Annotated in this window: 13 protein-coding genes; 2 read left to right on the plus strand and 11 right to left on the minus strand. The window is 67.6% G+C overall.

The genetic code is table 11. From position 1 onward, the window contains the following. The first annotated feature begins 40 nt into the window (after nucleotides 1-40). Together KF709_03745 and KF709_03750 are read left to right on the plus strand one after the other, a co-directional pair. Nucleotides 41-2,377 carry a prolyl oligopeptidase family serine peptidase gene (locus KF709_03745; protein MBX3173496.1) on the plus strand — a complete coding sequence of 779 codons (2,337 nt, stop codon included), beginning with the start codon at nucleotides 41-43 and terminating at the stop codon, nucleotides 2,375-2,377. Further along, nucleotides 2,374-2,547, plus strand: a complete 174-nt coding sequence (locus tag KF709_03750) for a YbdD/YjiX family protein (GenBank protein MBX3173497.1) — start codon at nucleotides 2,374-2,376, stop codon at nucleotides 2,545-2,547. Before KF709_03745 ends, KF709_03750 begins: the two co-directional genes overlap by 4 nt. Here the strand turns inward: KF709_03750 and KF709_03755 are convergent. The 11 genes from KF709_03755 to KF709_03805 form a co-directional block, all read right to left on the minus strand. Beyond that, the gene (locus KF709_03755; GenBank protein MBX3173498.1) at nucleotides 2,544-3,887 is read right to left on the minus strand and encodes an MFS transporter; all 1,344 of its coding nucleotides are present in this window, start codon (nucleotides 3,885-3,887) and stop codon (nucleotides 2,544-2,546) included. The genes KF709_03750 and KF709_03755 overlap by 4 nt on opposite strands. After that, complete coding sequence (locus tag KF709_03760; GenBank protein ID MBX3173499.1) at nucleotides 3,875-5,086, minus strand: hypothetical protein; 1,212 nt, start codon at nucleotides 5,084-5,086, stop codon at nucleotides 3,875-3,877. The genes KF709_03755 and KF709_03760 overlap by 13 nt, the downstream gene beginning before the upstream one ends. Beyond that, complete coding sequence (locus KF709_03765) at nucleotides 5,083-5,928, minus strand: nucleotidyltransferase family protein (protein ID MBX3173500.1); 846 nt, start codon at nucleotides 5,926-5,928, stop codon at nucleotides 5,083-5,085. The genes KF709_03760 and KF709_03765 overlap by 4 nt, the downstream gene beginning before the upstream one ends. Then, nucleotides 5,928-7,691: a Na+:solute symporter gene (locus tag KF709_03770; protein ID MBX3173501.1), complete on the minus strand. Its 1,764-nt coding sequence runs from the start codon at nucleotides 7,689-7,691 to the stop codon at nucleotides 5,928-5,930. The genes KF709_03765 and KF709_03770 overlap by 1 nt, the downstream gene beginning before the upstream one ends. A 43-nt stretch (nucleotides 7,692-7,734) precedes the next feature. Continuing rightward, nucleotides 7,735-9,114 (minus strand): Gfo/Idh/MocA family oxidoreductase, encoded by a 1,380-nt coding sequence (locus KF709_03775; protein MBX3173502.1) that lies wholly within the window; start codon nucleotides 9,112-9,114, stop codon nucleotides 7,735-7,737. A 151-nt stretch (nucleotides 9,115-9,265) separates the two neighbouring features. Continuing rightward, on the minus strand, nucleotides 9,266-9,784 hold the full coding sequence (locus tag KF709_03780; GenBank protein MBX3173503.1) for a hypothetical protein: 519 nt from the start codon (nucleotides 9,782-9,784) through the stop codon (nucleotides 9,266-9,268). Further along, the gene (locus KF709_03785) at nucleotides 9,777-10,208 is read right to left on the minus strand and encodes an XRE family transcriptional regulator (GenBank protein ID MBX3173504.1); all 432 of its coding nucleotides are present in this window, start codon (nucleotides 10,206-10,208) and stop codon (nucleotides 9,777-9,779) included. The genes KF709_03780 and KF709_03785 overlap by 8 nt, the downstream gene beginning before the upstream one ends. Nucleotides 10,209-10,307: 99 nt before the next feature. After that, on the minus strand, nucleotides 10,308-11,291 hold the full coding sequence (locus KF709_03790; GenBank protein MBX3173505.1) for an NTP transferase domain-containing protein: 984 nt from the start codon (nucleotides 11,289-11,291) through the stop codon (nucleotides 10,308-10,310). Next, on the minus strand, nucleotides 11,288-11,668 hold the full coding sequence (locus tag KF709_03795) for a cupin domain-containing protein (protein MBX3173506.1): 381 nt from the start codon (nucleotides 11,666-11,668) through the stop codon (nucleotides 11,288-11,290). Before KF709_03795 ends, KF709_03790 begins: the two co-directional genes overlap by 4 nt. After that, on the minus strand, nucleotides 11,669-12,241 hold the full coding sequence (locus tag KF709_03800; protein MBX3173507.1) for a 4Fe-4S dicluster domain-containing protein: 573 nt from the start codon (nucleotides 12,239-12,241) through the stop codon (nucleotides 11,669-11,671). It lies immediately after the preceding gene. Nucleotides 12,242-12,832: 591 nt separating this feature from the next. After that, nucleotides 12,833-13,774 (minus strand): CopD family protein, encoded by a 942-nt coding sequence (locus KF709_03805; GenBank protein ID MBX3173508.1) that lies wholly within the window; start codon nucleotides 13,772-13,774, stop codon nucleotides 12,833-12,835. Nucleotide 13,775: the final 1 nt, after the last annotated feature.

Here is a 13,775-nt window from a genome sequence, read left to right on the forward strand (position 1 = left end):
AGCCTCTCCTAGACCTTCGAGACCGAACGCCGAGCCCGATATGCGACCGACCCGACTTATCCTCGCCGCCCTTGCCTTGACCCCGCTCGCCGCGCTCAGCGCGCAGCAGGGCAGCTTCGACCTCAGCGTGAAGAACATCATGCGCGGGCCCGAGCTCACGGGTCGTGAGCCCAGCAACCCGCAGTGGACCGCGGACGGCCAGTGGGTCTACTTCCGCTGGTTGCCGCCTGGTTCTGCCTGGCACGAACAGCTCAAGCCGTATCGCGTGGCTCCGCGCGCGGGTGCCACGCCCGAGGAGGTGACGCCGGCGCATATGGACTCGGTCGCACCGATGCTGGCCAGCGGCCCGCGCTCACGCGATGGCCGCGTGCGCGCCGTGACCGCCGGCGGCGACGTGTGGATCCAGCAGTTCGACCGCGGCCGCGTGTCGTTGCGCCGCGTCACGCAGACGAACGACAACGAGTCGGGCGTGCGCATGGCCCAGGACGGCCGCACGCTGTACTTCGTGCGCGAGAACAACGCCTACGCGTTCGACCTCGCGAGCGGTCTCACGCGCCAGCTCACTGACATCCGTAGCGGCAGCGGCCCGCGCGACCCCGCCGCCCCGACGGGCCAGCGCGCCGCGCTGGCCCAGCAGCAGCGCGATCTGCTCGAGGTCGTGCGCGAGGAACTGCGCACGGACTCCATCCGGCGCGCACAGCGCGAGGAAGCCGCCAGCCGCGACCTGCCGACCATTTGGATCCCGACCGCCGAGCGCATCGGGCAGTTGAGCATCTCGCCCAACGGGATGAGCGGCCTGCTGACCACGTTCACGCCCGGCCGCGACACCAAGGGCTCCGATGTGCCCGACTACATCACGCCGGAAGGCTACCCGCGAATGATTCCCGGGCGCACGAAGGTCGGCGACAATCAGGCGACGATCAAAGTCGGCCACGTCGACTTCGCCACCGGCAAGGTCACTTGGCTCAAGCTCTCGCCTGACTCCGTACCGGCGGGCCAGGCCAACGTCAGCGACTGGAGCGCCGACGGCGCGCACGCCATCCTCAGCGTCGTCAGCAGCGACTTCAAGAACCGCTACCTCTATAGCGTGGCCTCCGCCGGCGGCGCGATGACGCTGGTGGACGCGCTGCGCGACGAAGCCTGGGTCAACGGCCCCTGCTTCAACTGCAACGGCTGGACTCCCGACAATCGCATCTACTACGTGTCGGAAGCCAGCGGGTACTCGCACCTCTACGCTGTGCGCGCTGATGGCTCCGGCAAGCAGGCCCTGACCTCCGGCAGCTGGGAGGTACTCAGCGTCAACATCTCCGATGACCAGCGCTTCTTCGAACTGAGCACCAGCGAACCCTCGCCCTTCACGCGACAGGGCTACCGCATGCCGATTGCCGGCGGTGCGCGCACACGCATCACCGCGGGCGACGGCGGACACGACGTGACGATGGCGCCCGACGGCCAGCGCTACGTCACCGTGTACTCCGACGCCAACACGCCGCCTGAGCTATTCGTGAGCCGCATCGGCCAGGCCTCGCGCGACCAGCTCACCACCTCCACCACCGAGGAGTGGCGCCGCTACAGCTGGATCAAGCCGGAGATCGTGATGATCCCCGGCGAGGACGGCACGCCGATCCCGGCGCGCATCTACCGCCCCAACCAGTTCAACACGCAGCCCAACGGCGCCGGCGTGATCTTCGTGCACGGCGCGGGCTACCTGCACAACGTGCACAACTGGTGGTCCAGCTATTCGCGCGAGTACATGTTCCACCACCTGCTCGCTTCGCGCGGTTACACGGTGCTGGACATCGACTACCGCGGCTCGGCCGGCTACGGCCGCGATTGGCGCACGGCGATCTACCGCTGGATGGGCGGAAAGGACCTCGACGACCAGGTGAGCGGCAGCAAGTACCTCACCTCGCAGTTCGGCATCAACCCCGAGCGCATCGGCATCTACGGCGGCAGCTACGGTGGCTTCATCACGCTGATGGCGCTGTTTAACAAGCCGCAGTACTTCGGCGCCGGCGCCGCGCTGCGTTCCGTGACGGACTGGGCGAACTACAACCACGGATACACCGGGCGCATCCTCAACCTTCCGCAGAACGACACGCTCTCGTACCGCCGCTCGTCTCCGATCTTCTTCGCCGAGGGGCTGCAGGATCCCCTCCTGATTGCGCACGGCATGGTGGACGTGAACGTGCAGTTCCTCGACGTGGTGCAGCTCGCGCAGCGCCTCATCGAGCTCGGCAAGGAAGACTGGGAGATGGCTGTCTATCCGGTGGAAGACCACGGCTTCGTGCGCCCGACGTCGTGGACGGACGAGTACCGAAGAATCCTCGAGCTGTTCGACCGCACCATCGGGCCGAACGGGAGCAAGGTGCGATGATCCAGCGCCTCGCCCAGATCCTCCGGCGCATCATCGGGGCGCCGGACTATGTCTCGTATGTGGCGCACGTGCGCGCGCACCATCCCGGACGTGAGCCGCTCTGTGAGCGTGACTTCGTGACCGAACGCCTGAGGGCGCGCTACGAGAAGCCCGGGGCTCGTTGCTGCTAGCTGGAGCGATCGGCGGCGGCTGAAGGAGCCACGGCAGGACCGCTGGGAACCACGAGCGCGAACAGCAGCGTCGCGCTCGTGGCGATGGTCGCCCCCATGAGGAACGCCGCCTGCGCGCCGTAGGCGTCCCAGACCAAGCCGAACACGATGCTCGCCGGCAAGGCGGCGATGCCCACGGTGGCATTGAACCAGCCGAATGCGGTGCCGCGACGGCTGCGCGGCGCAAAGTCCGCCACCAGCGCCTTTTCCGTGCCCTCTGAGAACCCGAAGTAGAGCCCGTACACGAGAAACAACGCCCAGGCCTGCCACTGCAACTCGGCGAACGCGAAGCCGACGTAAACAAACGCGTAGATGCCCCAGCCGCCGAGGATCAGCGGCCGACGACCGACACGATCGGACAGCGCACCACCCAGCACTGAGCTCGACGATTTCACGACATGCAGCGCCGCCCACAGGATCGGAATCATCGCGGCCGGCACGCCAAGTTGCGAGGCGCGCAGCAAGAGGAACGCATCGGTCGACAGGCTCAGCGTGAATAGGAAGATCACGAAGAGCAGCCGCCAGAACGCGCTCCCGAGCGGCGCGACGCCGGGCAGCGCGGGCACCGCGGCCGGTGCGGAGTCCGCATCCGTCACCGCCTTCGGGAGATCAGCCGTCGCGACGCGCGTGCCCGTCTTGCGCGGGGCCACGTCTTCGCGGACGAACAACACGAGCAGTGCCACGGAAAGGAATCCCGGCACCGCCGTCCACAGGAACAGCGTGCGCAGCGAGACCAGCTCCTGCGCGAGCACGGCCCAAGCGATCAACGGACCGACCACGGCGCCGAGGTTGTCCGACCCGCGGTGCACCCCGAAGGCGTAACCGCGGTGCTCAGGCGCGACCGAATCGGCAATCAACGCGTCACGCGGAGCGGTGCGAATGCCCTTGCCGAAGCGATCGCTCACTCGAATCGCCAAGACCTGCCACGCTCCGACGGCCAGGCCAATCAGCGGCCTCGCCGAGGCCGCGATGCTGTAGCCGACCACCACCAACGGCTTGCGGCGTCCCGTGCGGTCTGACCACCAGCCTGCCGGTAGGCGCAACAGCGACGACGCGCTCTCGGCGAATCCTTCGATAACGCCGAGCCCCGCCGCCGAGACGCCAAGCACGGTGGAGAGGAAGATCGGCAACAGCGGGTACACCAGTTCGCTCGAGACGTCAGTCAGGAAGCTCACGGCCGCCAGCGCGCGCACGTTTCGCGGCAATGGCGGCCGGCCGGCACGCGGTGCCTGCGGAGCACCCGAGATCCCTGGTTGCCCCGAGCCCGCCGCCCCATTCAGGAGACCGTTCAGTCGAGCCATCGCAGACCTGCAGATGGCGTGAGCCGCAGCCACTCCGACTTCGCGGCGCGCGCTGGAAATGCACGCGCATAGCTCGCGCGCCATCCTTCCTCGACCGCGTCTGCACTCGAGGCATCGGCAATCGCCCACACCGCGCCACCGAACCCCGCGCCAAATGCCGACGACGCGTGTGCCCCGCTGGCCATCGCCGCGCGGGCAAGGAACTTCGTCTCGGGCACCTGATTGCGCAGCGCCAACTCGGCGCCCTGCTGCGACTCCACCGACCATCGGCCAAGCGCGGTCGCATCCGCGGCACTGATGGATTGCAGCGCACCTGGTACCACGTGCTCTGTCTCCCTCAGAAACTGCGCCAGCCGAGCCGCGGCGAGCGGCTGGTCATCGCTCGCCTGCACGATGCGCTCAAGCCGTGCGCGCGCGTCCGGCGACGAAGCCAGCGCCGCGCCCAACGAGGAGTCCGCGCGCCCGGTCTCGAGATTCCACCGCACCGCAAGTCCGCGTAGCAGGTCCGCCGCGCGGTTGTAGTCCGCCTTGGCGCCGCCTGTCTTCGTGGCGCGCACCCCGCTCACCGCCACGAGCAGCTGCCAATGCTTGGGAAACGTCGCCTGCCCCATCAACGCGGCCGGCAGATACCGGAACGCCCCAACCATCCCGGCCGAGTTGCAGAGGATGGCGACGTGATCCTGCGCGCCGCCGCGCGTGCCGACGCCACGCTCGCCTTCCCAAGGACCGAACGGGGATCCCATCTCGATCGCCCCGCAATACTCCGCCAATGCGAGTCGATCCGAGAGATGCTCCCGCCACTCCTTCCGTTCCTCGAGTGAGTTCGCCTCCGCCACCGCCGTCGTAAGCAAGGTGACGAATGCCGAAGACGATGACAGCCCCGCCGATCGCGGCAGCGTGGACTCCGTCACCACCCGCACGCCGCGCTTCAGTGGGGCAAAGTCGCGCGCCAAACGCCGAGCCACGGCCGCCACGTAGGTGCCACCGTGCGCACCGCCAGGTCGCGCGTCGCGACGCAGCGGCACGCGCGCGCGTCGTCCCGTGCGCAGGTCCTCCAGGTCAATGATCAAGGGATCGATCGGCGTGACTTCCGCCGTGATGCCCTCCTCGATAGCGCAGGTCAGCGACGGGCCGCCGCCGTAGTCCACGTGCTTGCCGAAGAGCTCAATGCGCCCCGGCACAAACAGCCGACGTGTCACGGGCGGGGATGGCGCTGGGCCAGCGTCCCCTCTAGCACGGCGATGTCGCGGCGATGCGTCAGATCCGGCACCGCCAGCCGTTGCTCCACGGCCTGGAAGCGGTCCCCGCGCGCAATGGCACGCAGCACCGCATCCTGCAGCTCCAACTCGCCTCGCGACGACGGCTCCACCGCGGCGCAGTCGTCGAGGATGCGATCATCAAAGCGCCACAGGTTCATCGACACCCACTGTGGCGCGCGCTGCATCAAGGGATGCGAGGCCTCGGGTTTCTCCACCACATCGCGCAAGCCGCCGTCTGCCCCAATGTCGAGCAGCGCAAACCGCCGCACACGCTCGCGCTCCATCAGACCATCACCCACCAGCGACTCGGCGTCGAACGCCGCCACGCCAGGGCCGTGCAACTCGAGCAGGTCGTGGATCGCCGTCGCTGGGTACAGGTTGTCCGCGTTCGCGACAAGAAAGTGCCGATGCCCATCGTCGCAGCGGGGCGCGCCGGCAGCGGCGAGAATCACATCGCGCGCCGCGAGCAAGGCGTGCGCGGTGCCACGCGGCTCGTCCTGCACGGCGTAGCGCACACGCAACCGGTTGGGCGGCGCCTGCTCGTCGTAGCGGTCGCGCAGCGCGTCATCGTCTGGCGCCACCACGAACACCACGTCCTTCACCCCCGCCTCGGCGAACTCGTGCAACGTGTAGTCGAGGAACGGCCGCCCGGCGATCGGCATCAGTCCCTTTGCGCCCTTGGCCGCCGCCTCACGCTGTGCGGGCGCGAGCGCGGCGCCGTCATCGGCGCGCAGGCGCGACCCAAGGCCGCGCGCAAGGATGATGGCCATCGTGGCGCGCATCAGGCCGCTCGGCGGAACCCTTGGATCACGCGCCAAGCCATCGCGCCGCTGACAACGAACACAGCAAGCCACAGCATCGCCAGCGAGCGATCGCCCATCAGGAATGCCCCCACGCCGAACAGCGCCGCGTACACGAAGAACACGCCGCTGACCCAGCCGAGCAGCGCCGAGGCGAAGGAGTCGGAAGTGGCGGCGACACCGGACGACGCGCGAATCGCCGCCCAACCGGGACCGGCTGGGCGCACCAAACTATAGAAGCGCTCCAAAACCTCGACATCCGTGCGCGGTCCGACGAAGGCCGCCGTGACCCAAATGACCGTGGTCGCCGCCACCGTGATCAACAGCGAAACGTGCGCCGGGATGTCCGCACCACCGCGCCGCGCGAACTCGAAGCCAACCGCGATCACGAAGGAACCCGCCATCGCCGCGATCTCCGCCGCCGCGTTCACGCGCCACCAGTACCAGCGCAACAGGTAGAGCAGGCCCGTGCCGGCACCGATCGACAGCAGCAGGGTGAAGCCGGCCGATGCCGTCTGGATGTAGAACGTGAGGCCGGCAGCAAGCAGCATCAGCCCAGCCGTGACGAGTCGCCCGACCATCACGTAGTGCCGCTCGCTGGCATCCGGCCGCATGAAGCGTCGATACAGGTCGTGCACCAGGTAGCTCGTGCCCCAGTTCAAGTGCGTCACGATGGTGGACACGTAGGCGCTGAGCAGTCCCGCCACCATCAGGCCCAACCACCCGGCGGGCAGGAAGGTGAGCATCGCCGGGTAGGCGATGTCGTTGCCCACGAGATTGCGCGGCACGTCGGGGAATGCTCGCGCGATGTCATCCAGCTGCGGGAACACGAGGATCGAGCTCAGCGCGACGATGATCCACGGCCAGGTGCGCATTCCGTAGTGCGCCACATTGAAGAACATCGTGCCGAGCAGTGCGTCGTTCTCCGTGCGCGCGGCGAGCATGCGCTGCGCGATGTAGCTCCCGCCGCCCGGCTCGGCGCCGGGATACCACACCGACCACCATTGCACCGTGAGCGGCAGGATCAACACGGTCAGCGTGACCGTCCAATCCGAGAAGTTGGGCAGAAACGCATACGTCTCGGCGGGCAGCTGCGAGAAGAGTCCGGCGAGCCCTCCGACCTCAGGCCGCTGCAGTGCGAAGTACGCGGCAGCGAACGAGCCCGCCATCGCGATGCCGAACTGGATGAGATCGGCGACGAGTACGCCCCAGAGCCCTGACACCACGGCAAAGCCGATATTGAACACGGCGCAGATGAGCAGCGTCTGCCACATGTCCCATCCGAGCAGGATCGAGGCGATCTTGGCGGCGGCGAGATTCACCGTCGCCATGATGACGCAGTTGAACACCAGCCCCAGGTACACGGCGCGGAAGCCGCGGACAAAGCTGGCGGCTTTTCCCGAGTACCGGATCTCATAGAACTCGAGGTCCGTGAGCACACCCGAGCGCCGCCACATCCGCGCGTAGAACATCACCGTGGCCATGCCGGTCAGCAGGAATGCCCACCAGACCCAGTTGCCGGCCACGCCGCCGCCGCGCACGAGGTCGGTGACCAGGTTGGGCGTGTCCGTGCTGAAGGTCGTGGCGACCATCGAGACGCCGATCAGCCACCAGGGTGCCGCGCGGCCGCTGGTGAAGAACTCTGCCGTGCTCGATCCCGCGCGGCGCGCCAAGAACAGCGCCGGCACGAAGGCGACGGTGAGGGAGAGGACGACGATCGTCCAGTCGAGGGTCGTGAGGCGCACGAGGGGGGAAGTTGGAGTGGCGAGCTGTGCTGCTCGTGTCGTGCTACGCGCCGCGTGAGTTGCGCTGCCACTCACCGCGTGTGAAGTCCGGGAAGCGCATCGGCCGGCTGCCGCGCGCCACCGACATCTGGCTCAGCGGATACGGCGCGCTCCACGCGGCTGCGTCGTACACGTCGAAGTCCGGCGGCAGCCCCTCGCGCAGGCACTGCACGAGGCGCCACATCATCACGAAATCCATGCCACCGTGGCCGCCCTTCTTACGCGCCATCTCGCCGATGTTGGTCCACAGCGGATGCTCGTGCGAGGTCTTCCATTGGTCAATCGTGGCCCAGCTGTGGCTACGTCCCACGCCTTCCACGTAGATGCGTGGCGGATAGTCCTCGAAGGCACCCTTGGTGCCGGCCACGTGGTTGAGCCGCGAGTAGGGCCGCGGGCTCGACACATCGTGCTCCAGCCGGATCGTGCGCCCCTTCGCCGTGCGGATCAGCGAGGTGTTGAGATCGCCCGTGATGTAGCGCTCGCGCCACTTGGGGTCATTGCGATCACTCACCGTGGCTGCGCGATGCAGCGAGAGGCCGCGCTCCTCGGTGCTCATCGACACCATGTAGTCGAAGCGATCCCCGGCGTGGATGTCCATATACCAGGAGACCGGACCCAGTCCGTGCGTCGGGTACAGGTTGGCGTTGGCGCGCGTATGGAAGTCGCGCCGCCACAGGCCCTCGTCCTTGGTCTCGAAGAGAATCGTGCGCAGGTCGTGGATGTACGCCGCCGCGCCGTGCTGGATCTCGCCGAACACGCCGTCGTGCACGAGGCGGTTCACCAACATCTCGTTGTAGCCGTAGTTGCAGTTCTCGAGCTGCAGGCAGTGGCGGCGCGACTTCTCGCTCTCGTCCACCAGCGCCCAGAGATCACGCAGCGTCATTCCGGCCGGGCACTCGGTACCGCAGTGCTTGCCCGCCTTGAGTGCGGCGAGCATCACCGGCACGTGCCAGTCCCACGGAGTCGCCGTGTACACGAAGTCCACGTCGTCGCGCTGCACGAGCCGTTCGAAGTCGCGCTCGCCGTTCGTGTAGACCTCTGGCGCGGTCATCCCCGCGTCGGTGCACATCTTCACCGCGCGCATCGCCTTGTCGGGCACGATGTCGGCGACGGCGGTGATCCGCACGTTGTCGATGGCGAGCAGTTCGGAGATGATGGAGCGCCCACGCAGGCCCGTGCCGACGATGGCGAAGCGCACCGTCCCGTGCGCCTCGAACGGCACGCCCTTCATCGTCTTGGCAGCGGCGGCGCGCGGCGGCGCAGCGTCCGGGAGGTCGATCGCGTCGATGGATTCCGCGTTGGCCATCTGCGGCGTGAGCGACGAGGCGGCGGCGAGACCTGCGCCTGCAACCAGTGCCTGCTTGAGCAGGTCACGGCGATCCATCGAATCGGACACGAGCGCTCCCAGTGATGCGTGTAGTGTTGACGCGCGAAATGTGGCCCGACTCTGGGCTTCGCGCGAGGCGTGAGGGCGCAATTGTCTGGGTGGCGCGCGGGGTGGCGCGCGGGGTGGCGCGCGGCGCGGCGCCCGAGTGTCAGCTGCGACGCCTGGCGTCGCGCTCGAGCATCGCCTTGATGATGGCGACGGCCTGGCGGTCCTTGGGTCGATCCGCCGCTTCCTTCATGCTGACGATGGCCTCAAGCGAGGCGGCGGTGACCGGCGCGCCTGCCACCTCATAGCGGCTGGAATGCCTCAGCAGCTCGTCGTAGTCGCCACCGCCAGGTGGGAAGAACACCAAGTCGAGCCGGCCCGCGGCGGTCACGAGGTTCCAGATCTCACCGCGCGCCAGCGTCGCGGCCGAACAGTCGAACGATAGGCCCTCAGGAACTCCGACCGTGAAGACCCTCGCGTCGATCTCTCGGAGCGCCGCCGCGAGCCTGCCGAGATTCTCTGCGCTCCGCGACGGCGTCATGTCCGCGTCCGCGGTGAGCAACGGATAGCCCGCGAACCGAGCCGCCAGCGCTCCAATCAGCACGTACTCGACACCGTGCTCCGCGAACACACGGAAGATCCGCTCCGGATCGAGCGCAGGGAGCTGAGATGCGTCAGTCAATTCGACGCGCCTTCGCGAAGACGGCGGACACGTTCGCGACCTCCCTCATCCGCGCCGTCGGCGTCATCGCCCGAATCCGATCCACCTCGTCCAACCACTCCGGCGCAACCACCGGCTCCTCCGCTACGGTCCGCACGCTCGACGCGTACTTCGGAGCCTGCTCCCGCACCCGCCGCCCCGTCGCCCGCTCCCCGTACTCCAGCCCAGCAGTCGGCAACTCCACCCGCTCCCCGCCAAAGCGAACGGCGACCTCAAGCTCCCCACCGATTGCCCGCAGGTAGTCCCGCAGCGCCGCCAACGAGATGTCCGCGCGCGACTCCAACCTCGAGACCGCCGGCTGCGAAAGCCCCATCGCCGCGGCGACCTCAACCTGCGAGTACTCCCGCGAGCGCCGGAGAGGCGCAAGGTTGAAAGTGTTATTCATATTAGGCATATACATAATACAGATTTCGACTGGAAAATGCAAGAGAGCCCCGGCTCGCGCCGGGGCCCTCTGTGTCTCTGTGCCTCTGTGGCAACGCAGTTACCGCCGAACCACCGAGTGATCGCCAATCGTGACGGACCCGGCGACGCCCTCCAGCACGACGGATTCCCCGACCATCGAATCGTGCAGCGTGCACGCCGAGAGCGAGGAACCGTTGCCGACGATGGTGTCTCGCATCGTGCAGTTCGAGACCGTCGTGCCGGCCCCGATCACCACGTTCGGGCCGACGATCGAGTCCTTCACCACCGCGCCGTCCTCGATGCGCACCGGCTCGCGGATCTCCACGTTGGTGAGCCCGGAAGAAGGCTTCGACGCCCGCCCCTTCTCCAGCATCACCCGATTCGTGTCGAGCAGCGTGTCCAGCTTGCCCGCGTCATACCAGCCCTCCACATCGATCACGCGGATCTTCGCCCCGTGGTCAATCATGTACTGGAAGGCCTCGGTGAGATACCACTCACCCTTGTTCGCCGGCTGCTTCAGCGTGTGCGCAATGCCGTCGTAGAGCAGCTTCCAGTTCTTGATATAGTAGAGCCCGATGTTCGCCCGCTTCGAGATTGGCGTGCTCGGCTTCTCCACGATCTTCGTCATGTGGCCGTTGGCGTCCGTCACCACCACGCCGAAGCGCTGGTAGTCCTCGACTTCCTTCGTCCAGATGATGCCGTCGTCATCGCTGGTGTTGATCACCGAGAGGTCGGCATCGAAGATCGTGTCCACGAAGATGATGAGCACCGGCTGGTCCGCGTACGGCCGCGCGAGTTCCAGCGCACCGGCAGTGCCGTCCTGCACCTTCTGCTCCACGAACACGCCGGGGAACTTGTACGCGCTCTTCGCGTGCGCCTCGACCTTCTCCTTGAGGTGCCCGGTGATGTAGACGACCTGCTCCACGTTGCCGAGCTTGGCGACGTCGTCCATCACGTAGTCCATCACCGGCTTGCCGGCGACCTTGAGCATCGGCTTGGGCACGGTGTGCGTATGCGGCCTCAGGCGCGTGCCCTTGCCGGCCAACGGAATGATCACTTTCACGGTGCCGAGGTCCCCTCGCGACCATAGCGGTCGGTGAGTCGCACCACGTCATCGAGGTGCGGGGTTGATGCCTCGAGGACGTCACAGTCGGTGACGGCCTCCATCTGGTGTATCTGGCCCGGCGTGTTGCGGAAGCTCTCGCCGGCCTTGAGCGGATAGTCCTTCAGGCCATCGCCTTCGTCGATGCGATAGATCATCTCCCCGCGCAGGAGATGGATCGTCTCGTCCTTCTGATTGTGGTACTGCACGCTGAGCGCCTGGCCCGCCTTGATGTGCAGGACCTTGCCCACGTAGAGGTCGGTGTGCGCCCAGATGACTTCGTGGCCCCAGGGCTTGGGGACGATGCGGACGTCAGTGAGGCCGGAGCCCGGTTGCATTCAGAGCATCTCCAAGGGTTCAGCGAGCAGGCTCGAGGGCGTCGTCACGCAGGCCACGATGCACTGCCCACATCCAGTACAGGCCGCGCCGATCACCGGGCGACCACGATCATCCATCTTGAGCGCATCCTCGCCCACCGGACAGACGCGGGCGCAGATACCGCACTCCACGTCGTGGTAGGCAATACAACGCTCGGTATCCACCTTCACGTTCGCGACGTTGGCGTCGCGCCAGCCCCAGGGTGGGACTTCCAGCGCTGGTGTGGGGCAGGCCGCGGCGCAGGGCATGGTCTCGCACATGATGCAGGCGGTGACAGCGACGTCGAGCACGGGCGTGCCGCCGGCCAGACCGTGCGCGGACGACAACTTCGTGATGGCGTGCACCGGGCAGACATCCGCGCAGGCGCCGCAGCGCGTGCAGGCCGCCAGGAATGCCGGCTCCGGCAGGGCGCCCGGCGGGCGCTGGTACTGCACCGGGGCCACTCGTTCGCCGAGCGAACCGACGACCTCGCGTAGGGCCCGTTGTAGGCCCTGCGTGAAGAATCCGCGGCGGTCGAGGTTGTCGGGGGCCATCCGCGAAATCTGCCGGGCTCGCACGGGATGTCAAAGCGTCAGCAGACTGCCTGGCCCGCGCAGAGCGAATGAGGGCTGATACACCGGCTCTTGGTCCGCCTGCGCGCATACCTCGTCATTCACGTCGCAATCGGCTTCTCCCCAGTGAGCTGCGACATCACCCGATCCGTCCATGATCGGCACCACCAACGCGCCAAGGTGGCGCGCGAGCGGCAAGTAGATCCTCACCCAGAACGAGCGTTCCACTCGCAGCGGCCGAAAGAGGATCCGAGTGGTGAGTGTCTCCGGAGTCACCGGCGCGTGACACGTTCGGGGTGAGCGATCGAACGGGCACGGCGACACGCGACCACGCACGGTACCGGTGGTACTAGCCCCCGCGGACTCGGAGCCCACACCAGCACCGTCACACCCGCTATTGGGGCCGTGGCGGATCGGCGAATGGGCGCGCTCCCTCGAATGCCCACCGATGAGATTGCGCCGTCGAAACCACCCGTGGTCGCGTCCGCCGCCGACGCCGCTGGCGCACGCTCGCTCCACGGACTGAATCGCCAGCGGTCGCGGCATCAGGTTCTGTCGAGCGTCTGGAGCGGCCTAATCTCCGGGCATCGGAGTCGCCACGAGCACAGCCGTGACGACAAGCACGAGGGCAGCCGCGGTGAGCTCAATCAGCGAGGAGCGGCGGAGCCGCGCGCTTGAGCTAGGCGTGCCAAGTGCCGGAAGCACACGACGCCAGTTGTAGGCACCCGTGAGTACGGCGATCGAGAGCAGCCCAAGCTTCAACATCAGCGTGCGCCCGTAAGCGCTTTGCCACAGCCGCTCCAGCCCGCCGAGCTGCATCCACGCCGTGTAGAGCCCGCTGAGGGCGAGGAGTGCGGAGAAGACGAGGGCCGTGGGACTGAAGGCTCGCACCAACCCCGCGATCCGCCCGTCCGCGTCACCCTGCGCGCCGTCGGTCAGGCCGCGCGCGGTCGGGATCGCCACGACGGTAAGCAGCGCCAGACCCCCGATCCAGCCGCCAGCGCCCAGCAAGTGCGCGAGCTGCGCGGCCACGCCGCGCGTGGGGGCGTCCGATGCCGCGGGATGTCCGGAGAGCGGTCCCGATGCCGCAAAGGCCAGCGCGGCGGCTGCGGCCAGCCACCAGCCAACTGCGATCCCGCGCCGCAGACGCGGGGCCAGCCAGATGAGGAAGACAGCGGTCGTGAGCGCCAGCCACCAACCGCGGCCCCAGTCGGAGCGAACGAGCAGGGCGCCGACCGAGTCTCGCGTCCAGGGCTCTGACGCGCCGAACACGGCGGCGTGCTGCGCAGCGAATCGTGCGAGTGTCGCGAGCACGGCAGCGATGGCCAGCACATCGATGATTGCCGGCAGCCGTCGGTCGACCGCGGCACGTAGCTCCTCCGCATCAGGGCCGGCATAACGCGCGAGGACCGCCCAGCGGAGACAGAACGCGCCAACCAAACCAATCGAGCACGCCGAGAGCAGCGCGCGGATGGCCACAAAAGCCGGTGACTCGACGCCAAATGCCGGCTCCACG

The organism is Gemmatimonadaceae bacterium (assembly GCA_019637445.1).
Classification (GTDB): domain Bacteria; phylum Gemmatimonadota; class Gemmatimonadetes; order Gemmatimonadales; family Gemmatimonadaceae; genus Pseudogemmatithrix.